19 protein-coding genes and 2 tRNA genes are annotated in these 19,887 nt (G+C 71.5%); 19 read left to right on the forward strand and 2 right to left on the reverse strand.

Annotation, left to right across the window (positions count from 1 at the left end; all coding sequences use genetic code 11):
* The first annotated feature begins 3 nt into the window (after positions 1-3).
* The 7 genes from FJ657_RS09850 (at position 4) to FJ657_RS09880 (ending at position 6,090) form a co-directional block, all read left to right on the forward strand.
* The gene (locus FJ657_RS09850) at positions 4-825 is read left to right on the forward strand and encodes an ATP-binding cassette domain-containing protein (RefSeq protein ID WP_255447252.1); all 822 of its coding nucleotides are present in this window, start codon (positions 4-6) and stop codon (positions 823-825) included.
* A 72-nt stretch (positions 826-897) separates the two neighbouring features.
* Positions 898-1,998, forward strand: a complete 1,101-nt coding sequence (locus FJ657_RS09855; protein ID WP_141163469.1) for a lactonase family protein — start codon at positions 898-900, stop codon at positions 1,996-1,998.
* Between the two features lie 63 nt (positions 1,999-2,061).
* Positions 2,062-2,137 (forward strand) — tRNA-Asn (locus tag FJ657_RS09860).
* A 310-nt stretch (positions 2,138-2,447) separates the two neighbouring features.
* The gene (locus FJ657_RS09865) at positions 2,448-3,785 is read left to right on the forward strand and encodes a sensor histidine kinase (protein WP_141163470.1); all 1,338 of its coding nucleotides are present in this window, start codon (positions 2,448-2,450) and stop codon (positions 3,783-3,785) included.
* On the forward strand, positions 3,782-4,447 hold the full coding sequence (locus FJ657_RS09870; RefSeq protein ID WP_141163471.1) for a response regulator: 666 nt from the start codon (positions 3,782-3,784) through the stop codon (positions 4,445-4,447). Before FJ657_RS09865 ends, FJ657_RS09870 begins: the two co-directional genes overlap by 4 nt.
* A gap of 256 nt (positions 4,448-4,703) precedes the next feature.
* Positions 4,704-5,036 carry an SHOCT domain-containing protein gene (locus FJ657_RS09875; RefSeq protein ID WP_141163472.1) on the forward strand — a complete coding sequence of 111 codons (333 nt, stop codon included), beginning with the start codon at positions 4,704-4,706 and terminating at the stop codon, positions 5,034-5,036.
* A gap of 148 nt (positions 5,037-5,184) precedes the next feature.
* On the forward strand, positions 5,185-6,090 hold the full coding sequence (locus FJ657_RS09880) for a sensor histidine kinase (protein WP_141163473.1): 906 nt from the start codon (positions 5,185-5,187) through the stop codon (positions 6,088-6,090).
* 278 nt (positions 6,091-6,368) lie between these two features.
* Here the strand turns inward: FJ657_RS09880 and def are convergent, their stop codons facing one another.
* A complete protein-coding gene (gene def, locus FJ657_RS09885; protein ID WP_141163474.1) occupies positions 6,369-6,935 on the reverse strand; it encodes a peptide deformylase in 567 nt (188 codons plus the stop codon).
* Positions 6,936-6,977: 42 nt separating this feature from the next.
* Between def and FJ657_RS09890 the strand changes: the two genes are divergently transcribed.
* The 8 genes from FJ657_RS09890 (at position 6,978) to FJ657_RS09925 (ending at position 13,741) form a co-directional block, all read left to right on the forward strand.
* The gene (locus tag FJ657_RS09890; RefSeq protein WP_141163475.1) at positions 6,978-8,147 is read left to right on the forward strand and encodes a DMT family transporter; all 1,170 of its coding nucleotides are present in this window, start codon (positions 6,978-6,980) and stop codon (positions 8,145-8,147) included.
* A gap of 44 nt (positions 8,148-8,191) precedes the next feature.
* On the forward strand, positions 8,192-9,457 hold the full coding sequence (locus FJ657_RS09895; protein ID WP_255447253.1) for a glycosyltransferase: 1,266 nt from the start codon (positions 8,192-8,194) through the stop codon (positions 9,455-9,457).
* Positions 9,458-9,527: 70 nt separating this feature from the next.
* Positions 9,528-9,601, forward strand: a tRNA-Ile gene (locus FJ657_RS09900).
* Positions 9,602-9,713: 112 nt separating this feature from the next.
* Entirely contained in the window at positions 9,714-10,160 is a 447-nt protein-coding gene (locus FJ657_RS09905; protein WP_141163476.1) for an ester cyclase, read from the forward strand.
* Positions 10,157-10,969 (forward strand): putative protein N(5)-glutamine methyltransferase, encoded by an 813-nt coding sequence (locus FJ657_RS09910; RefSeq protein ID WP_141163477.1) that lies wholly within the window; start codon positions 10,157-10,159, stop codon positions 10,967-10,969. The genes FJ657_RS09905 and FJ657_RS09910 overlap by 4 nt, the downstream gene beginning before the upstream one ends.
* A 14-nt stretch (positions 10,970-10,983) precedes the next feature.
* Positions 10,984-11,667, forward strand: coding sequence for a hypothetical protein (locus tag FJ657_RS09915; protein WP_141163478.1), 684 nt, complete (start codon positions 10,984-10,986; stop codon positions 11,665-11,667).
* Positions 11,668-11,785: 118 nt separating this feature from the next.
* On the forward strand, positions 11,786-12,619 hold the full coding sequence (locus FJ657_RS09920; protein ID WP_141163479.1) for a DUF1684 domain-containing protein: 834 nt from the start codon (positions 11,786-11,788) through the stop codon (positions 12,617-12,619).
* Between the two features lie 87 nt (positions 12,620-12,706).
* Positions 12,707-13,741, forward strand: a complete 1,035-nt coding sequence (locus tag FJ657_RS09925; protein ID WP_141163480.1) for an LLM class flavin-dependent oxidoreductase — start codon at positions 12,707-12,709, stop codon at positions 13,739-13,741.
* On the opposite strand, the gene FJ657_RS09930 is transcribed toward FJ657_RS09925, so the two are convergent.
* Positions 13,719-14,264 (reverse strand): hypothetical protein, encoded by a 546-nt coding sequence (locus tag FJ657_RS09930; protein WP_141163481.1) that lies wholly within the window; start codon positions 14,262-14,264, stop codon positions 13,719-13,721. The genes FJ657_RS09925 and FJ657_RS09930 overlap by 23 nt on opposite strands.
* Positions 14,265-14,533: 269 nt before the next feature.
* On the opposite strand from FJ657_RS09930, the gene FJ657_RS09935 reads away from it, so the two are divergent.
* From FJ657_RS09935 to FJ657_RS09950, 4 genes are all read left to right on the forward strand, one after another.
* Positions 14,534-15,820, forward strand: a complete 1,287-nt coding sequence (locus tag FJ657_RS09935) for a helix-turn-helix domain-containing protein (protein WP_141163482.1) — start codon at positions 14,534-14,536, stop codon at positions 15,818-15,820.
* Positions 15,821-15,977: 157 nt separating this feature from the next.
* A complete protein-coding gene (gene exaC, locus FJ657_RS09940; RefSeq protein WP_141163483.1) occupies positions 15,978-17,501 on the forward strand; it encodes an acetaldehyde dehydrogenase ExaC in 1,524 nt (507 codons plus the stop codon).
* Between the two features lie 211 nt (positions 17,502-17,712).
* The gene (locus tag FJ657_RS09945) at positions 17,713-18,129 is read left to right on the forward strand and encodes a DUF779 domain-containing protein (RefSeq protein ID WP_141163484.1); all 417 of its coding nucleotides are present in this window, start codon (positions 17,713-17,715) and stop codon (positions 18,127-18,129) included.
* Between the two features lie 91 nt (positions 18,130-18,220).
* Positions 18,221-19,879, forward strand: coding sequence for a bifunctional 3'-5' exonuclease/DNA polymerase (locus FJ657_RS09950; protein ID WP_141163485.1), 1,659 nt, complete (start codon positions 18,221-18,223; stop codon positions 19,877-19,879).
* Positions 19,880-19,887: the final 8 nt, after the last annotated feature.

Below are 19,887 nucleotides of genomic sequence, written 5' to 3' on the forward strand. Positions count from 1 at the left end.
GGCGTGCGCACCACCATCGACCACACCGGACCGGTCGTGGTCGCCGACGATCTGACGGTCGCCTACACGACGCGCCCCGGCGCGACGCCCGCGGTCGACGGGGTGACGCTGCAGGTTCCGGCCGGCGGCATCCTCGGCGTGGTGGGGGAGGCGGGCTCGGGCAAGAGCACGCTCGCGGCCGCGATCGCCGGGCGACTCCGCCGCGGCACCGGGCCCGGTCCGGTCATCGTCGGCGGCTCGCTGTCGGTGCTCGGCCACCAGGTGCGCGACCACGGCCGACGCGCCCGCGAGGTCATGGCGCTCGAGGTCGGCTACCTGCCGCAGGACGCCGAGTCCTCGCTGACTCCCCATCTGACGATCGCCGAGAACGTCGCCGAGCCGATCTACGACCGCGACCGCCGCTTCGATCGGCTCGAGGCCGGCGGACACGTCGCCGCGCTCATCGACGCGGTGCGGCTGCCGCTCACCGTGATGGAGCGGTTCCCGCACGAGCTCAGCCGCGGCCAGCGGCAGCGCGTCGCCCTCGCCAAGGCCCTCGTGCTCGAGCCGCGGCTGCTCGTCGCCGACGAGCCGACCATGGGCGTCGACGTGCTCGTGCGCGGGCACATCCTCGCTGTGCTCGCCGATCTGCAGCGCGAGCGCGCCTTCTCGGCCGTCGTCGTCGGCCACGACCTGCGCGAGCTGCGGTCGATCACCGACCGGGTCGCCGTCATGCACGCGGGTGCGATCGTCGGCCTCGGCCAGATGGAGCAGGTGCTCGCCGAGCCGACCCACGACTACGTCGAGGCGCTGGCGTCGCTCTACCCGCGGCACGCGCGGCTCTGACCTGCCCCAGCTCCGCGACCGTCCGCCACCCGTAACCCGACACATCCCGACCGCACCGGAGGTGCTGCTGCCGTGAGTGCGACGATCCTGGTCGGCGGATACGGACCCGACATGGGCGGCGAGGGTTCGGGCATCGTCCGCCTCCACGTGGATGATGACGGCGCGCTGACCTCCGATGGCCTCGTCGCGACACTGCCCTCGCCGTCCTGGCTCGTGGTCGAGGGCGATCGTCTCTATGCCGCGCTCGAAGGCGACGCCGAGCTCGCGACGCTGGCCGTCGCGGTCGGAGCGACCGACGCGGCCTCGCGCATCGATGCCGAGCAGCTGGGCCTCGGCGACGGCGGCGCCGAGGGCGTCATCGAGCTCGCGCGCGCCGAGACCGGAGGCGAGGCGGTGTGCCACCTCGCCCTCGGTCACGGGCTCGCCTACGCGAGCGCCTACGCCAGCGGCTCGGTTTCACGGCATCGGCTGCGCGACCGGGTCGCGCCGGATCTCGACCTCGAGCTCGAGCTGCAGGCGGTCGGCGGGCGTCCTCGACCCGAGCAGGACGCGCCGCACGCCCACACGACGCTCATCTGGAGCGAGACCGTCATCCTCGTCGCCGACCTCGGATCGGATCGGGTGGTGCTGATCCATCCGCGCGGTGACGAGGAGTGGATCTCGCTCGAGTTCCCGCCCGGCACCGGGCCGCGCGATCTGCTGCGCCTCGACGACGGCACCGTGCTCGTGCTGGGCGAGCTCGATGGCACCGTGCACCGCATCCGGATCGAGCCGGAGCTCGAGGTCATCGAGACCGTCGAGCTGCTCGGAGCCGTCGACGGCGATCATGCCGCCGCGCTCGCATTGCACGAGGCGAGCGGCGTCGTGCACGTCGGGCTCCGGGGGAGCAACCGGGTCTCGCGCGTGCACCTCGCACCGGCGAGCGTGCCCAGCGCCGCCCGGCTCAGCGGCCTCGACGCCGTCGAGGGTCAGGGCAGCTGGCCCCGCCACGTCCTCGTGGTCGACGATCTGCTGCTCGTCGCCGACCAGCTCTCGAACTCGGTGAGCGCCTACCGGCTGGATGCGACCGGCGTCGCTGCTCCGCATCCGCTCGGCTCGGTCGCGGTGCCGTCGCCGACCCATCTGGTGCGCGTCGACGACACGCCGTGGGCCTCCGTCGCGACGCGCCGGTGAGGCCGCGCGCGGTCAGAGGCGACTCGAAATCCTGGTAGTCTGATCCGGCTGTCAACGCAGCGATCCTCCATAGCTCAATTGGCAGAGCAATCGGCTGTTAACCGATAGGTTTCTGGTTCGAGTCCAGATGGGGGAGCCATCCGAAGGCCCGGTTCACGCCGGGCCTTCGTCGTTCCCGGCGTCGCCGTCCCACACCGACCCCGCCCCGTCCGTCCTGTCGGAAACTCAGGCCCACCCGTCCTGTCGGAAACTCAGGCATACCCGTCTTGTCGGAAACTCAGGCAGCCGGTGACGCGGCGCAGCGAACCAGCCGCCGGATCGCGCGGCGGCTGCGTCCCCGCCTGAGTTTCCGACGACGATCCGGTCGGGCCGCAAGGTACTCCCGGTGGAGTACACGGCACCTCCCGCGCGCCGACGGCCCGGCGGCCGGGCGCGCGTAGCATCGACCCATGCCGCGCGGGGAGCACTGGGATGTCGACGGCCCGCAGTGGCGCATGCCGCGCAGCTTCACCCTCTGGGCGCCGGTGGTCATCAGCTTCATCGCCCAGGTGCCGGCATCGATCGCGATCAGCCGCTACCTGCAGCTCTCACTGCAGCTGACCCTCGCGACCGTCGGCCTGGCGCTCGTCGGCCCCCTCGCGCTGATCTTCGCGAGGCGATTCCCCGGCCCGGTCGTCGCGATCGTCTCGGTCGCTGCGGCCGCGGATCTCTTCACCGACGTGCGCTTCGGCCCTCCCTACGTCTCGCTCGCCTTCGCGCTGCTCAGCGCCCTCGTGCGTCGCGCGCGCATCTGGGCCTTCGTCTCGATCGCCGTCTGCTGGGTCGCCACGATCACGCTGAGCTTCGTCGTCGGGTACCGCTGGGAGCCGGCGCGCATCGCCGCCGTGACGATCGGCATCCTCGTCGTCGTCGGCATCGGCGAGGCGATGCGCGGCCGCCGCGAGCGGTTCCGCGCCCTGCGGACGCGCCGTCGTCAGCAGCAGCACGATGCGCTGCAGGCCGAGCGCGTGCGCATCGCCCGCGAACTGCACGACGTGCTCGCGCACTCGCTCAGCTCGATCAACGTGCAGGCGGGCGTCGGACTCCACCTGCTGAAGAGCCGGCCCGAGCAGGCCGAGTCATCGCTGCTGGCGATCAAGGACACGAGCAAGCAGGCGCTCGACGAGGTCCGCGCGGTGCTCGGCGTGCTGCGCTCGGAGGACGGCGGGGATGCCCCGCTGCTGCCGACCGCCGACCTCTCGCGGCTCGGGGCCCTGGTCGACGACGCCCGGCTCGGCGGGCTCGATGCGACCCTCGCCGCTCCGTCGTGGGCGGAGCTCTCGTCGGTTCCGCAGTCGACGCAGGCCGCGGTGTACCGCATCGCTCAGGAGGCGCTCACGAACGTGCGCCGTCACTCGGGCGCGTCGCGGGTGCGACTCGAACTCCGGTTCGCGCGGCACTCCGGAGGCGCCGTGAGCCGTGACGACGCGCGCCCGGACTCGGGCGTAGGCCGCGATGCCGCGCCTCGCGCTGCGTCGGAGAGCCAGCCCGACCTGATCGTGCTGACGGTGACCGACGACGGGCGCGGGCGCGCGGGGGCGCCAGAGGGGCGCGGCCTGCTGGGCATGCGCGAGCGCGCCGAGCTGCTCGGCGGCGAGCTGCGCATCGCGGATGCCGATCCCGGCTTCCGCGTCGAGGCGCGCATCCCGATCCCGATGCCCGCGCCGGCGGATTCACCCGGTTCCGGGTCGACAGCACCCGCCGTACGTCACGTCCCCGACCTCACCACCGCGACGGAGGAACCGTGATCCGCATCGTCCTCGCCGACGACCAGCACCTCATCCGCGCCGGATTCCGCAGCCTGCTCGATGCCGAGCCCGACCTCGAGGTCGTCGGCGAGGCCGCGACCGGTCGCGAGGCCGTCGATGTGGTCGCGCGCACGCGTCCGGATGTCGTGCTCATGGACATCCGCATGCCCGACGGCGACGGACTCTGGGCCACGGAGCAGCTCGTCGAGCGCCCCGAGCTCGCCAGCACTCGTATCGTGATCGTGACGACCTTCGAACTCGATGAGTACGTCGCCCGGGCGATCAAGGCCGGGGCCTCGGGGTTCCTCGTCAAGGACACCGAGCCGGTCGAGCTGATCCGAGCAGTCCATGTCGTCGCCGAGGGGGATGCGCTGCTGAGTCCGCGCGTAACGCGGCGCCTGCTCGAGCAGGTCGCCGACGCGCTCGGCGGGCCGCTCGACGACGCACGGCTCGCGCCCCTCACGGATCGTGAACGCGAGGTGCTCGGGCTGGTCGGCCAGGGACTGACGAACGAGGAGATCGGCCGCGCGCTCTTCCTCAGCCCGCTGACCGCGAAGACCCACGTCTCGCGCATCATGTCGAAGCTGCTGGCCCGAGATCGCGTGCAGCTCGTCGTGATCGCCTACGAGACTGGGCTCGTGCGCGCCGGCCGCCCCGACTGACGCTGTCCGGTTCTCGTTCACGCATCGAGCTGTGTCGGAAACTCAGGCAGAACGGAATGCGAAGGTGCATCCGGTCAACCGGACCGACGCTGCAGCCTGAGTTTCCGACGGCGCCGTGCCGACGGGAGCAGGACTCGAGCGCGCGATTGCTCTCGGGGGAGTAGCGCGCCGCTCCGGGCGGCGGATTCGCCGAGAAGCGTCCGCGACGAGAGTGGAGGCATCCCGGAAGAACCGGGCCTCACGACAAGGGGACACCATGATCACCGCAGCAGCTCTCACCGCCGTCGCCGCCCACCCGCACTGGGTCGGCGGGGGCGCGCCGTGGCTGTTCTTCCTCATCCCGCTCTTCTGGATCGGCGTGTTCGCGCTGATCTTCGCCCTCGTCGGCCGCCGCTGGCGCCGCGCGCGCTGGGCCGGCGGATACGGCCCGCACGCGTACTGGGCCGCGAACGCGACCGGCGGTGCTCGCAGCGCCGAGGCGGTGCTCGCCGACCGCTTCGCCAACGGCGACATCGAAGAGCAGGAGTACCGCGCCCGCCTCGAGGTGCTGCGCGCGAACCAGCAGCCGCCGATGCCGCCGCGCGGCTGATCCCAGCCCGTCCACGGGGTGAAGCCACCCGTCAGCACCGCGCTGAACCACTCCGCCCCGGGGCTCCGTCACGATTCCGACGGAGTCCCGGGCCCGCGTGTGAGCAGTACTCGCTCCCGCCGGACGCCGTGCCCGCTACCCTCGGACCGTGATTCTGTCCGTACAGCCCGTCGTCCTCACGGTCTCACCCGTGCTCGCCGTCGTGCTGATCGCCCTGGCGGCCGCGGTCGTCGTGCTGCTCGTGCTCTGGCTCGTCGCCCGCGGTGCGGCACGGCGTCATCGGGCGGCGGCCCAGCAGGCTCGCGCGGACCGCGTGGAGTTCGAGCTGACGCTCGCCGAGCAGACCGACCGTCTGCGCATCGCCGGCGAACTCGATGATCTCGCCGCGGCGGCGCTGACCGACGTGATCGCAGCGGCCGATCGCATCCGCCGTATCGCCGGCACCGATGCCGGGTCGACGGTGCGGGCGGCGGATGCGCTGGTCGATTCCGCGCGCCGCGCTCTCGCCGATCTGCGACGCGGGTCGACGCTCGCTCGCGACGGCGCCGCGGATGCGGCCGAACTCGGATCGACTCCCGGACTCGCCGATCTCGATCGCCTCGTCGAAGCGCTCGCGGGCAACGGGCTGACGGCGACGCTCGCGTCGACGGGCGAGCCGTTCCCGCTCACTCCCGCGGCGGATCTGGCGCTGTTGCGCATCGTGCAGCAGGCGCTGGAGAACGCCGCGACGCACGGCGGCCCGGGTACGACGGCCGCGGTGACGGTGCGCTGGTCGACGGATGGCCTGCAGCTGCAGATCGACGACGACGGCGAGCGCGCGGCGGCCTTGCGCGATGGGCGCGACCCACAGGCTCCGGCCGAGTACACCGCCGATGACGACCGCGCGGCGCTGACCGACACGCCCTGGGGCCGGGGGATCACCGAGATGCGCGAGCGCAGCGAGCTCTTCGGCGGTGTGTTCAGCGCTCACCGCACGCCGGGCGTCGGCTTCACCGTGTCGGCGGCGTTCCCCGACCTGCGGCACCACAACGGCGTGCACGGCGTCCCGCTCTAAAGCGCGACCCGCATCGCTGCGTCGGCTTCATCGCTCGGTATTCGACGCCGGCGACCGCACGGATCCGGGCGCGAGCGCGCTGTCGGAAACTCAGGCAGCGCAGCTCGTCGGGTCGCTCGGATCACCGCGTCAGGCGCCCGGACGTGCCGCCTGCCTGAGTTTCCGACAGACGCCCGAGGAAATTCCGAGCAGGTGCCCGTCGGCCGGCTGTGTGACGCCAGCGCAGAGCCAGCATCGAGGGTCGTCAGGCGCCGAGAACGATCGACGGCCAGGACAAATCAGGCGTCGAGCTCGTCGACTCCCGGCATCCACGTGGCGCCGGCAGCTCCCCAGCCCTGCTTGCGGATCGCCTTCTGCGCGCGTCGCGAGAAAGGGAGCTGCAGCCGGTCCACGTAGAGCACCCCGTCGAGGTGGTCGTACTCGTGCTGGAAGATGCGGGCGAGCCAGCCGGTCGCCTCGATCTCGTAGTCGTTGCCACCCACATCCGTCGCCCGCAGCAGGGCGCGCTGCGACCGCAGCAGCGGGAACCGCTCGCCCGGCACCGACAGGCAGCCCTCGGCGTCGTCGTCCTCGTCCGGTTCGCCCGTCGGGCCGGGGGAGATGAAGAGCGTGGGGTTGATGGCCGTGCCGCGGTGGCGGCGCCCCTCCTCGTCCGTCCAGTCGTAGACGAAGAGTCGCAGGGGAACGCCCACCTGCGGACCGGCGAGCCCGACGCCGGGCGCCGCGGTCATGGTGTCGTACATGTCGGCGACGAGGGTGCGGATGCGGTCGTCGATCGCGCCGACCTCCTCGGCCCGGGTGTGGAGCACGGGTTCTCCCGTGATGGAGATGGGGAGAACGGCCATGCCGTCCAGGTTATCGGGGGCTGCGCGGGTAGGGTCGCACGCGTGAATGACGCCCTCGACACGCTCGACACGAACGGGTGGAACACACTCATCGGCATCGTGATCGCGCTGATCGGCGCCGTCTTCCTGTCGCTGGGGACGCAGCTGCAGCACCGTGGCGTGTCGAAGGTGGAGGCGTCGCACGGAACGGGCGAGAAGGCCGGGCTGAACATCGGTCAGCTCGTGCGCCTGCTGCTGCGCCCGTCGTGGCTGTTCGGCACGATACTTCTCGGGCTGGCGATCGTCTTCCAGCTGACGAGTCTCGGTTTCGCTCCGCTCATCGTCGTCCAGCCGCTCGGTGTCGCGGGCCTCGTCATCACCTCGATCGTCAACTCGCGCGTCTCGAAGGTGAAGCTCGACCGTCCCACGATCCGGGCGATCGCGCTGTGCGTGATCGGCGTCGGCGCCTTCGTCATCACCGCGGCCATCGCGGCGGTCGAGACCAAGATCGACGAAACCCAGCTGCTGACGGTCGTCATCATCCTCGCCGTCGTGGTCGCGATCCTGGCGACGATCTTCGCGCTGTTCCGCCAGCGTCTGCCCGCGATCTTCTACATCACCGCGGCGGGCGTGCTCTACGGATTCGTGGCGACGCTCGCGAAGGTCGTGATCACGCGCATCCGCTTCGGCGATTTCGACTGGCTCAGCATCCTCTCGATCGCGGCCCTCATCGGCGCCGCGGCGTTGGGCGCCTACTTCGTGCAGACCGCCTACTCGGTCGGCTCGCCCGACCTCGTCGTCGCCGGGCTCACGGTCGTCGATCCGATGGTCGCGGTGGCGATCGCGATCGTCGTGCTGGGCGAGGCCAAGCAGGTGGGGCTGCCGATCATCATCCTCTGGATCGTGGCGGGCGCCGTGGCCGTGTTCGGCGTCTTCCAGCTGGCGAAGCACCACCCGCAGACTCATCAGCGCGACACGGGCGAGGTCGAGCCCGTGCCGCGCCCGGTCGAGACGTCGGAGCGGCGCGCGCTCGATTCCGGCGAGAGCCCGGACACGCCGATGACCGGCGACGGCGACCCGGTCGAACCCGAACCCCAAGCCGTGCCGCTCGAGCGCCGAGCCGACGGCGACGGGCGCGCCGGCCACCACGGCGTGCCCGGTCAGTCCGACGCCCGTCCGCTCTCAGGGAATGACGCCTCGCCGCACGAGCGACCGGGAGCCGATCAGCGCTGAGGTAGCGTGGCGGGGATGTTCGCCGACCGAGGGACCACCACGCCGTGACCGACGGGACCACCGCCCACTCCGACGAGAACCCCGCCGACGGCACCCCTGCCGGCTCGGCCGCTCGACGCCCCCTGCGCATCCTCATCGGCGCCGACACCTTCCCGCCCGACATCAACGGCTCGGCGACCTTCGCTCGTCAGCTCGCCGCCGGTCTCGCGGGCCGCGGCCACGCCGTCGAGGTCGTGGCTCCGTCGCCGGATAACGGCTGGGGCGTGCGTCGTGAGGAGCACGGCGGCATCACCCTGCGCGTGCACCGTCTGCTGAGCTGGCGCTGGTTTCCGCACCCCTGGCTGCGCTTCGCGCTGCCGTGGCGGATCAAGGCCAACGCGCGCCGGATCATCGCCCAGTTCCACCCGGATGTCGTGCACTTCCAGTCGCACATCGTCGTCGGCCAGGGGCTGGCCCCCGCCGCGAAGGAGCGCGGGATCCGCCTCGTCGGCACGAACCACACGATGCCCGAGAACATCACCCAGCACGTGCAGATCCTGCCGCCGCCGGCTCTCCGCTGGCTCGTGAAGCAGCAGTGGGCCTCGGCGGCGAAGTGGTTCGGCATGGCCGACGCGGTCACGGCTCCGACGCAGCGCAGCGCCGACTACTTCGACAGGAACACGGGGCTGAAGAACACGATCGCGATCTCGAACGGCATCTCGCTCGAGAAGTACACCGCCGATCTCGGTCCCCGCGACGAGAACCTCATCGTCTTCCTCGGCCGCCTCGACGACGAGAAGAACATCGACGAGCTCGTGAAGGCCGTCGCCCGCCTCGACCCGGCGCTCGACGCGAAGGCCGTGATCATGGGCCATGGCGACCAGAAGACGAAGCTCGAGCACCTCATCCAGGAGCTGGGACTGCAGGATCGCGTGCGTCTCGCCGGCAAGGTCAGCTACGACGAGCTGCGCCAGACGCTGACGCGCGCCAAGGTCTTCGCGATGCCGTCGGTCGCCGAGCTGCAGAGCATCACGACGCTGGAGGCGATGGCCTCCGGCCAGCCGATCGTCGCCGCGAACGCCATGGCGCTGCCGCACCTGGTGGAGGAGGGAGTCAACGGCTACCTCTTCGAGCCGGGCGACATCGACGGATTCGCGGCGCGGCTCACCGACGTGCTCACCGCCCCCGAGCACGAGCTGCACGCGATGCGCGAGGCTTCGCTGCGTCTGGTCGCGGTGCACGATGTCGAGCACACCCTCGACATCTTCGAGGCGCTGTATCGCGGCGAGCCGCTGCCGCCGGCGCCGGCGCCGGAGCCCCGCACGGTCTGACCACGGGATGCGCGGCCGCGTGCGTCGTGGCCGCTATCGTGAACCTGGCCGCGGCACCGTCCGCCGCCACGGGGCGGTAGCTCAGCTGGTTAGAGCAGCGGACTCATAATCCGTCGGTCACGGGTTCAAGTCCCGTCCGCCCTACTGATCCGAGACCAGCGGGCTCGCCCGGGTCCGGTTTCGCGGCCGGGTCAGCAAAGTGAGAATCCGCCGAGAGCGGTCGCGCTCGGGCGGGCGTACGAGTATCTACAGAGTCATGCGAGCCGAACCCGGTCAGGGCGGGCCGGGGTCGCCGTTCGGTGTGACCGAGCCGCGACTGCTGTTCGCCCGACTCATCTCCGCCTGCAACGCCCACGACGCCGACGCGGTCGGCGCCCTGTTGTCGGCCGACATCGTGGTCGATGGCGAGGTCGTCGGCCGCAACCGGATGGTCGGACGTCTCGCCGCGCTCTGGCGCGCGTTCCCCGACTGCCGCTGGGAGGTCGTCGAGTCGATCGCCAACGGCCGGCGCGTCGCAGCGCGGATGCGCTTCACCGGACGTCAGGAGCAGCCCTGGCTCGGCCGCGACCATCCTGGCCTCGTGCTCGACGTGACCGAGTTCGGCTTCTTCCGCTGCCAGGGAGGTCTGATCGTCGAGCACTCGGGATCCGGTGACGCACCCCGCATGCTCGCGCAGCTGCGATCCGCGACGATAGACCGGTGACCGCACCCGACTCGGCCTGGCTCGCGCAGACGACGCAGACGCTGCACGCGGCGGGCTGCCTCTTCGCTGAGGAGGAGACGGCGCTGATCGCCGCCGAGGTCGACGCCGCGCGCCGCGACGGCATCGTCGCCCGGCGGGCGGCGGGCGAACCGCTCGAGCTGCTGATCGGATGGGCCGAGTTCCGCGGACTGCGCATCCCGGTCGCATCCGGCGTGTTCGTGCCGCGTCTCCGCTCCGGTGCGCTCGTCGACGCTCTCGCGCCGCTGCTGCGGCCCGCGGATGTCGTCGTCGAGCTCTGCTGCGGCGCCGGCGCGATCTCCGCGGCACTCGCCCACGAGCACCCCGGGCTCGGGCTCCAGCTGCATCTCGGCGATCTCGATCCGGCTGCGATCGGCTGCGCGCGTCGGGCACTCGCGCAGGTCGGGGTGTCGCCCGAACGTGCGCAGGTCGGCGATCTCTTCGCCGCGATTCCCTCGGCGCTGCGCGGCCGGGTGGATGCGGTCGTCGCCAATGCGCCCTACGTGCCGACCGCCGAGATCGCCCTCATGCCCAGCGAGGCCCGCGAGCACGAGGCGGCCGCCGCGTTGGACGGCGGTCGTGACGGTCTCGACCTGCACCGTCGCATCCTCGACGAAGCTCCCGAGTGGCTCGTCGACGACGGCCTGCTGCTGATGGAGACGAGCCGACGACAGGCCGACGCCGATCGGGATCTCTTCGAGGCGGCGGGATACACGGCGCGGGTGCACCGCGATGCCGAGGTGGACGGCACCATCGTGGTCGGCCGACTGCGGGGGAGCGCGGCGCCCTGATCTAGGCTGTGGCCATGCCGCGCGTCCCCCGTCTCGCCGCGATCCCGTTCGTCGCGCTCGCCACGGCCGCCGTGCTCGTGCTCACCGGGTGCGCCGCGAGCCCCGCGAAGCCCGCTCCGAAGCCGTCCGCCACGCGCACCGCGGCGACGCCGTCCGCGTCCGCGACGTCGGCCGGCGAGGTCAGAGTGGTGATCGACGCCGACGGCGTCACGGTTCTCGATGCCTCGGGCGGCACGGCCGCGTCGGTGCCGTTCACCGCCGACGCGGCGACCGCCGCTTCGCGGCTCGGCACTGCGCTCGACGAGACTCCCGTGAGCGCGACCGTCTCCGATGACGCCTGCTATCCCCTGCTCGACGAGCAGAGCTTCGGCGGCCTGCACATCTTCAGCTCGCCCGACGGGCTCACCCGCCCGCTCAACGCCCAGTTCTACGTCACGGCCGACGCGGAGAAGACGGGCGGCGGGATCCGCATCGAGCTGCCGAGCGGTCAGGCCGTCGGCGATGCCGGCGACGACGTGATCGAGGCCAATCTCAAGGCCCCGCGCTTCGAGTCGGCCGACGGCACCGAGGTGCACTACGACGTGGCGAACGGCTCCGCGTCCGGTGATCCCAGCACCTACTACGGCGCGCTCGCGCTCATCGACGCCGGCAAGCTCACGCGCATCGACTCACCGGTCTTCTACGCTCGCGACTGCTGAACCGCGCCAGGACGCGCCCGTCCTGGCGGGCCCGGGAATGGCCGCCGTGTCGATGTCGGTTGCACCGGGCAGGGTGACAGGATCGGAACCCGCATCGCACGACCGTCGAGGAGACACCATGACCGACGCCCAGGCCGCCCCCGCAACGCCGCAGGAGGCGCTCGACCGCTTCCACCGTCGTCGCGAGGAATCGGTCGTGCAGCCGCGCGGATCGCTCGCCCTCACGCAGACCCAGCAGGTGGATGCGGAGCAGACGATCTGGGGCGTGCCCGGCACCTGGGCGCCGCGCGCCGATGGCGGGTCGGGCCTGACGGTCACCGCGACGGCGGGCGACGGCATCCGGGTCGACGGCGAGCTGGTCGACGGCACGGCGATCGTGCGCGGCAAGGACGACGAGTCGCCCAGCGAGGTCGTCTTCAGCGACACCGTCAGCGGCTTCGTGATCGCGCAGCACGGCGGCAGCTACGCACTGCGCGTGTGGGATGCGCAGTCCGATGCGATCCAGGAATTCGGCTCGATCGACACCTTCGACTTCAATCCCGAGTGGATCGTGCAGGCGGACTTCTCGCCCAATCCCGAGGGCACGACGCTCGGCTTCGAGCACCTCAAGGACGATGGCCAGACCCGCGAGGAGGTCATCCCCGGGTCGATCACGTTCTCGAAGGACGGCGTCGACTACGACCTGGCCGCGTTCAAGTCGGGTCGTGCTCTGCAGATCGTGTTCGCCGACGCGACGAGCGGCGACTCCACCTACAGCGTCGGCCGCTTCCTGTTCGTCGCGCCGCGTCCCGACGGCACCATCACGCTCGACTTCAACCAGGCCGTGCTGCCGCCGTGTGCCTTCAGCTACGCCTTCAACTGCCCGATGCCGCCGAAGCAGAACCGCTTCACGGTGCCGATCGAGGCGGGGGAGAAGAACGTGCTGGCGAAGTCGGGCGCGCCGCTGCACTGACCCAGCGGCGCTGCGCCGTCGACGCTGCGTCAGCGGTGCGAGCGCGGCACGGGAACAGATCCTCCGATTCATGCGTTCACATCGATCGTGAAGCGCATCGGATTCCTCTCCTTCGGTCACCACCAGGCCGTGCCCGGCTCGCTCGTGCGCACCGCGCAGGACGCCCTGATCCAGTCGATCGACCTCGCGGTCGCGGCCGAGGAGGTCGGCGTCGACGGCGCGTTCTTCCGCGTGCACCACTTCGCGCGCCAGCTCGCTGCGCCGTTCCCGCTTCTCGCGGCCGTCGCGGCCCGCACGAGTCGCATCGAGATCGGCACGGGCGTCATCGACATGAGGTACGAGAATCCTCTGTACTTCGCGGAGGAGGCCGCGGCCGCCGACCTGATCAGCGCCGGCAGCGGTCGACAGGGGCGCCTCCAGCTCGGCATCAGCCGAGGCTCGCCCGAGACGGCCCTCGACGGCTGGCGTTCGTTCGGCTACGCCCCCTCGGAGGGGAGCGACGAGGCGACGCTCGCCCGAGACAAGACCGAGCTGCTCCTCGCCGCGCTCGAGGGCGCCGGTGTCGCGACGTCGAATCCCGCGATGACCGGTCAGGAGCGGCCGGTGCCGATCGAGCCGCGCTCCGAGGGACTGCGCGACCGGATCTGGTGGGGCGCCGGCAGCCGCGCGACGGCCGTGTGGGCGGCCGAGCAGGGGATGAACCTGATGAGCAGCACTCTCCTCACCGAGGACACCGGAGTACCGCTGGGCGAGCTGCAGGCGGAGCAGATCCAGATGTTCCGCGACAGCTGGGCGGCGGCCGGGCACGAGCGCACCCCGCGCGTGTCGATCAGCCGCAGCATCCTGCCGATCATCGACGACGAGACGCGGCAGTGGTTCGGCCTGCGCGCGCAGGCCGACTCGCAGGATCATGTCGGCCACCTCGACGCGACGACGATCGCGCGCTTCGGCCGCAGCTACATCGGCGAGCCGGACCGCATCGTCGAGGAGCTCGCCCAGGATCCGGCGGTGCAGGCCGCCGACACGATCCTCGTGACGGTGCCGAACCAGCTGGGCGTCGACCTCAACGCCCGCATGCTCGAGTCGATCGTGCGCGACATCAAGCCGGGCCTCGGCGAGTGATGTCGGCGGCGTCGTCACCCGAAACGCCATCGACGGCGCCGCGGCCGGGGACCTCGTCGTCGAACTCGTCCGGGCTCGCGATCACGAAGCGATCGAGGTCGATCCGCACGCCAGCTCGGTTCGCGAGCATCAGCACCTCGTCATAGCATCGCTGCAGCGCCGGAAGCCGCGCCTCGAACTCGGCTCGCGTCGCCGACTCGAGTGCCTCGTCGTCCAGTTCGGTGAAGTCCTCCACCGCCTCCACGAACCGCCAGATCTGCGACGCGTCCACCGAATCGGGCACGTCGATGACGAGATAGGGAAGCAGACCGACCTCCTTGGTCCGCACCCGCGTCAGGTCGGGCCGCGGCGTCGACCGCACGAGCGTCACGAGCGCGACGATGAGCGCCGCGCCGATCAGGACCGTGAGGTATCCGAAGCCGACGACCGGGTCCAGCCCGTCGGGGAGCCATGCCAGGGCATCGCGTCGATCATCATCGGGGACGACCCGCAGCAGCACGATGACCGCGATCACGACCACCACACCGGCGATGAGCGCGGCGCGCTCGGTCGTCTGACGCCGATGGGCTGCGCGGCGCAGAGCGTCCCGGACCGATCCGCGGGCATCACCGGTCAGAGTCGGATCGACCAGCAGCAGGCGTGCGCCGATCCGGACGACCGAGGGGTGAGCAGTCGTCAGAGGCATGCGGCGAGGCTATCCGCGTTCGTCACGACCGGGCGCACGTGGGCGGGGAATCGCACGAACGAGCGCTACCCTGTACGCACTCACGAGCGATGACGATCGGAGACGGCATGTCCAGTCCGTGGACGGCGGCACCCGCCGACAGCCGCGCGACCCTGCGCGTGGCGCACGATCGCGTGATCGGCGAGCGGGTCGAGAGCCCCGGCATCCGTCTGCTCGTGGAGGAGTCGTGGCGGCGTTCGCTCGCGCACGAGATCGATCCCGACAAGGCGGTCGCCCGCCTCCCGCTCGGCGACTCCGATCTGCGCGACTACCGCGAGCAGCACCCGCTGCGCCATGCGCTCCCGACGCTGCACCGGCTGCTGATCCGGCACACCTTCGACGCCGGGCTCATCATCGCGATCGGCGACGAGGCCGGTCGGCTGCTCTGGATCGACGGCGACCGTGAACTGCGCCGCCGCGCCGAGGGCATGCTGTTCGTCGAAGGCGCGGACTGGTCGGAGTCGGTCGTCGGCACGAGCGCACCCGGAACGGCGCTGCAGCTCGACCACGGCATCCAGATCTCCGGCCCCGAGCACTTCACGCGACTCGTGCACCCGTGGAGCTGCACGGCCGTCCCGGTCCACGACCCGGCGAGCGGCGCCGTGCTCGGCGTGATCGACATCACCGGCGGCGACGAGGCCGTCGCCCCGGCGACGCTCCCGCTGCTCGAGGCGGCCGTCGCGGCCGTCGAGGCCGAGCTGCGGGTGCAGCGTCTCGACGACGTCGTGGCGCCGCGCCGCCGCACCACCGCGCCGACCCGCACCCGTCCCGCGACCCCCGAGCTGCACGTGCTGGGGCGCGACGACGGCGAGCTCGCCTGGGGTGTCGATCGGCACGAGCTCAGCCTGCGGCACGCCGAGATGCTGACCCTGCTGGCCTGGCATCGCGGGGGACTGACCGCCGAGCGCCTGGCCGAGCTGCTCTACGGGCGCGACGACGCGCTCGTCACCCTGCGCGCCGAGATGGTGCGACTCCGCAAGATCCTGCCCGAGCGCTTCGCGCCGCTGTCGAAGCCCTACCGACTGCCCGAGCCGGTCGAGCTGGATGCGCAGCGCCTGCTCGGCTTCCTCGAACGCGGCGCCCACAAGGTCGCCCTCGGCGCCTACCGCGGACCGCTGCTTCCGCGCTCCACCGCCCCCGGCATCGTCGAGATCCGCACCGAGCTCGCGGCCGTGCTGCGCGAGACGCTCATGTCCGACGCCGCGGTCGACACCCTGCTCGACTACGCCCGCACCGACGACGCCGCCTGGGATGTCGAGGTGTGGCAGCAGGTGCTGAGGATGCTGCCGGCGCGGTCGCCGAAGCGCGCCGGCGTCGTCACGCGCATCGAGCGCATCCAGGCCGAGCTGGGCTGACTGCTGCAGCAGATCGCGGCTGACGGCGGCGCCGAGTCGTCGCCGCGGTGCCTCGGCGCTCTGGATCGACCCGCGCAACTCTCTGCAACCTCCGCCGTCCTACCGTGGGCGCACCGGGCCACCCAGCCCGCACCCGACGATGGAGTTGGAGACAGAGATGACCGTCTACGCCGCACCCGGCTCGCCCGACGCGAAGGTGACCTTCAAGCCGCGCTACGAGCACTGGATCGGGGGTGAGTGGGTCAAGCCGGTGAAGGGTCAGTACTTCGAGGACATCTCGCCGGTCAACGGCAAGCCGTTCGCCGAGGTCGCCCGCGGCACCGCCGAGGACATCGATGCCGCGCTCGACGCAGCGCACAAGGCCGCACCGGCCTGGGGCCGCACCTCGACGACCGAGCGCGCCGCCGTGCTCAACCGGATCGCCGACGTGATCGAGGCGAACCTCGAGCTGCTCGCCGTGGCCGAGACCTGGGACAACGGCAAGCCGATCCGCGAGCCGCTCAACGCCGACCTGCCCCTCGCCGCCGACCACTTCCGCTACTTCGCGTCGGTCATCCGCGCCCAGGTCGACGAGTCGACTCCGCTCGACAACGACACCGTCGCCTACCACTACAAGGAGCCGCTCGGCGTCGTCGGGCAGATCATCCCCTGGAACTTCCCGATCCTCATGGCCGTCTGGAAGCTCGCCCCGGCCCTCGCCGCCGGCAACGCGATCGTGCTCAAGCCGGCCGAACAGACGCCGGTGTCGATCCTCGTGCTGATCGAGCTGATCGGCGACATCCTGCCCCCGGGCGTGGTCAACATCGTCAACGGCTTCGGCGCCGAAGCCGGCAAGCCGCTCGCGTCCAGCCCGCGCATCCGCAAGATCGCCTTCACCGGAGAGACCACGACCGGCCGGCTGATCCTGCAGTACGCGTCGGCCAACATCATCCCGGCGACGCTCGAGCTCGGCGGCAAGAGCCCCAACATCTTCTTCGAGGATGTCGCCGCGCAGGACGACAGCTTCTACGACAAGGCGCAGGAGGGCTTCGTGCTCTTCGCCTTCAATCAGGGCGAGGTCTGCACCTGCCCGAGCCGTGCACTGCTGCACAAGCCGATCTACGACAGCTTCCTCGGCGACGCGATCGAGCGCACCAAGCTCGCGAAGCAGGGCAACCCGCTCGACACCGACACGCAGGTCGGCGCACAGGCGTCGAACGACCAGCTGGAGAAGATCCTCAGCTACATCGACATCGGCAAGCAGGAGGGCGCGAAGCTCGCGCTCGGCGGCGAGCGGGTCGACCTCGGCGGCGACCTGACCGACGGCTACTACGTGCAGCCGACGATCTTCGAAGGCCACAACAAGATGCGCCTCTTCCAGGAGGAGATCTTCGGGCCGGTCGTCGCGGTCACGAGCTTCGACGACTACGACGACGCGATCTCGATCGCCAACGACACCCTCTACGGGCTCGGCGCCGGCGTCTGGTCGCGCAACGGCAACGTCGCCTACCGCGCCGGACGCGATCTGCAGGCCGGACGCGTCTGGGTGAACAATTACCACGCCTACCCCGCGGGAGCGGCCTTCGGCGGATACAAGAGCTCGGGCATCGGCCGCGAGAACAACGCGCTGGCGCTCGACCATTACCAGCAGACCAAGAACCTCCTGGTCAGCTACAGCGAGAACAAGCTCGGATTCTTCTGAGCTCGAGTCCACCGGCTGCCCTGGGCGGCCGAGATCAGGCGCCCGCCCACGACGCACCGCGGTGACGGCCGCTCCCTCGCGGAGGTCGCCGGGCCGGATGCGCGCCCGTCGGGTGGCGCGCATCCGGCCATCTCAGCTCGGCGGGCGGCGGGATGCCTGGTTCCCCGTCGTCCGCCGAAGCACGCGCGTACCCTGTGCCCAGGAGGCCACCATGCCCGCACTGCTCGATTCCGCCGTCGCGATCGAGGGAGAGACCGTCTCCCGTGTCGCGCTCACCGACACCTCCGTCGAGCTGCTGCGGCGGCTCTGGGACCTCCACGGTCCGCTGATGTTCCACCAGTCGGGGGGATGCTGCGACGGCAGCTCGCCGATGTGCTTCCCGGCCGGCGACTTCCTGACCGGGCCCGCCGACGTCCTCCTCGGCGTGTTCGACATCGCGCCGGAAGGCGCGGATCCGCAGATGATCGAGTTCTGGATGTCGCAGGAGCAGTTCGCCTACTGGAGCCACACCCACCTCACGGTCGACGTGGTGACGGGGCGCGGTTCCGGCTTCTCGGTCGAGGCGCCCGAGGGCGTGCGCTTCCTTCTGCGCTCGCGCCTCATGGAGTCCGCGACGCCCTTCGTCTGACACATCACCGTCGCCGTCGTCGACCGACGTCGTGCCCGACGCGCGCCCCTGTGGTGCGCCCGCTGTCGGCGGCGCGCGGCAGAATCGAGCTGTGCCCGTCGTGCTGGATCGGAAAGGCGACTCCGTGGTCGCCCGCGATCTCGATGACGGCGGAGTCGAGGTCGCCATCCTCGAGATCCCGTCCGAGACGCTGCCGGCCTACGTCGCCGAGCGAGACGCCGCCGAGCACCCGCGCTGGGTGTGGTCGGACACCGCCGAGTGGTATCCGCGCCTTCTGCTCGCGGGCGTGCGCGTCGAGCGCGCCGCCGATCTCCGGCTCTGCCGACGCATCCTGCGCTCCGCCGAGGCGACGAGCTCGACGCCGCTCGCGGGGTTGCCGCGCGACGGCTGGGATGCCGCAGCGGCGGCACCCGTCGTCGAGCCGGGCGCCGCGCTGTTCGATCTCACCGAGCGCGTCGAGCGCGGCCCCGCCCACGAGGAGTACCTCCGTCAGGCCGACGCCGTCGCGCGCAGCCGAGAGCCCGGCGTGCTCGCTCTGCTGCTCGCCGCCGAGAGCGTCGGGGCGCTGACCGCGGCGGAGATGTCTCACGCGGGTCTGCCGTGGAGCGCGCGGCGGCACGACGAGATCCTGACCGGACTGCTCGGCGCGCGCCCGGTCGCGGGCCGTCCCGAGCGGATGGAGGCGCTCGTCGTCCGGCTGCGCGAGCTGCTCGACGCGCCCGAGCTCGATCCCGACTCGCCGGAGCGGCTGCTGCGCGCGCTGCAGAACGCCGGGCTCCCGGCGCGCTCGACCCGCTCCTGGGAGCTGAAGGAGCTCAGGCATCCGGCGATCGCCCCGCTCCTCGAGTACAAGAAACTCGCCAGGGTGCTCACCGCGAACGGCTGGAACTGGGTCGACAGCTGGGTGCGGGAGGGTCGGTTCCGTCCGGTCTACGTCGTCGGCGGCGTCGTGACCGGCCGCTGGGCCTCCGACGGCGGCGGCGCGCTGCAGCTCCCGCATCAGGTGCGCGGCGCCGTCGTCGCCGATCCCGGCTGGAAGCTCGTCGTCGCCGACGCGGCGCAGCTCGAGCCGCGCGTGCTCGCCGCCATGTCGGGCGATGCCGCGATGGCCCGCGCGGGTCGCGCGCAGGACCTCTACGAGGGCATCGTGGAGAGCGGCGCGGTCGCCGACCGCAACGAGGCCAAATACGGGATGCTCGGTGCGATCTACGGCGGCACGACGGGCGTGAGCGGACGCGTGCTGCCGCGGATGCGCCGCGTGTTCCCCGACGCGATGCGGCTCGTCGAGGAGGCGGCGCGCGCCGGTGAGCGCGGCGAGCGGGTGCGCACCTGGCTCGGCCGCACCTCCCCGTCGCGCGGAGGCGAGGGCTACGACGAGACGCTGAGCTCCGAGGCGCGCGATCGAGCTCGCTCCGACGCCCGCTCCTGGGGGCGCTTCACCCGCAACTTCGTGGTGCAGGGCACGGCGGCCGAATGGGCGATGTGCTGGATGGGATCGCTGCGGCGTCGACTCTGGGAGCTGGGCGAGGGTGCTCAGAGCGCCGCACGGCATCCCTTCGATCGACGGCCGCATCTGGCGTTCTTCCTGCACGACGAGGTCATGGTGCACACCCCGGCGGAGTTCGCCGATCAGGTGGAGCAGGAGGTGCGGGCCGCCGCGGCCGATGCGGGGCGCATGCTCTTCCCGTCCGCTCCGGTCGAGTTCGCGCTCACGGTGGCTCAGGTCGACAGCTACGACCGCGCGAAGTAGCCGGCGGC

Source organism: Schumannella soli, from assembly GCF_006517435.1.
Taxonomy (GTDB): domain Bacteria; phylum Actinomycetota; class Actinomycetes; order Actinomycetales; family Microbacteriaceae; genus Schumannella; species Schumannella soli.

Excerpts from the sequence above, each read along its gene's own strand:
- FJ657_RS09865 (WP_141163470.1), top strand. The coding sequence starts at position 2,448 with ATGCCGCGCGGGGAGCACTGGGATGTCGACGGCCCGCAGTGGCGCATG.
- FJ657_RS09875 (WP_141163472.1), top strand. The coding sequence starts at position 4,704 with ATGATCACCGCAGCAGCTCTCACCGCCGTCGCCGCCCACCCGCACTGG.
- def (WP_141163474.1), bottom strand. The coding sequence starts at position 6,935 with ATGGCCGTTCTCCCCATCTCCATCACGGGAGAACCCGTGCTCCACACC.
- FJ657_RS09905 (WP_141163476.1), top strand. The coding sequence starts at position 9,714 with ATGCGAGCCGAACCCGGTCAGGGCGGGCCGGGGTCGCCGTTCGGTGTG.
- FJ657_RS09915 (WP_141163478.1), top strand. The coding sequence starts at position 10,984 with ATGCCGCGCGTCCCCCGTCTCGCCGCGATCCCGTTCGTCGCGCTCGCC.
- FJ657_RS09920 (WP_141163479.1), top strand. The coding sequence starts at position 11,786 with ATGACCGACGCCCAGGCCGCCCCCGCAACGCCGCAGGAGGCGCTCGAC.
- FJ657_RS09935 (WP_141163482.1), top strand. The coding sequence starts at position 14,534 with ATGTCCAGTCCGTGGACGGCGGCACCCGCCGACAGCCGCGCGACCCTG.
- exaC (WP_141163483.1), top strand. The coding sequence starts at position 15,978 with ATGACCGTCTACGCCGCACCCGGCTCGCCCGACGCGAAGGTGACCTTC.
- FJ657_RS09945 (WP_141163484.1), top strand. The coding sequence starts at position 17,713 with ATGCCCGCACTGCTCGATTCCGCCGTCGCGATCGAGGGAGAGACCGTC.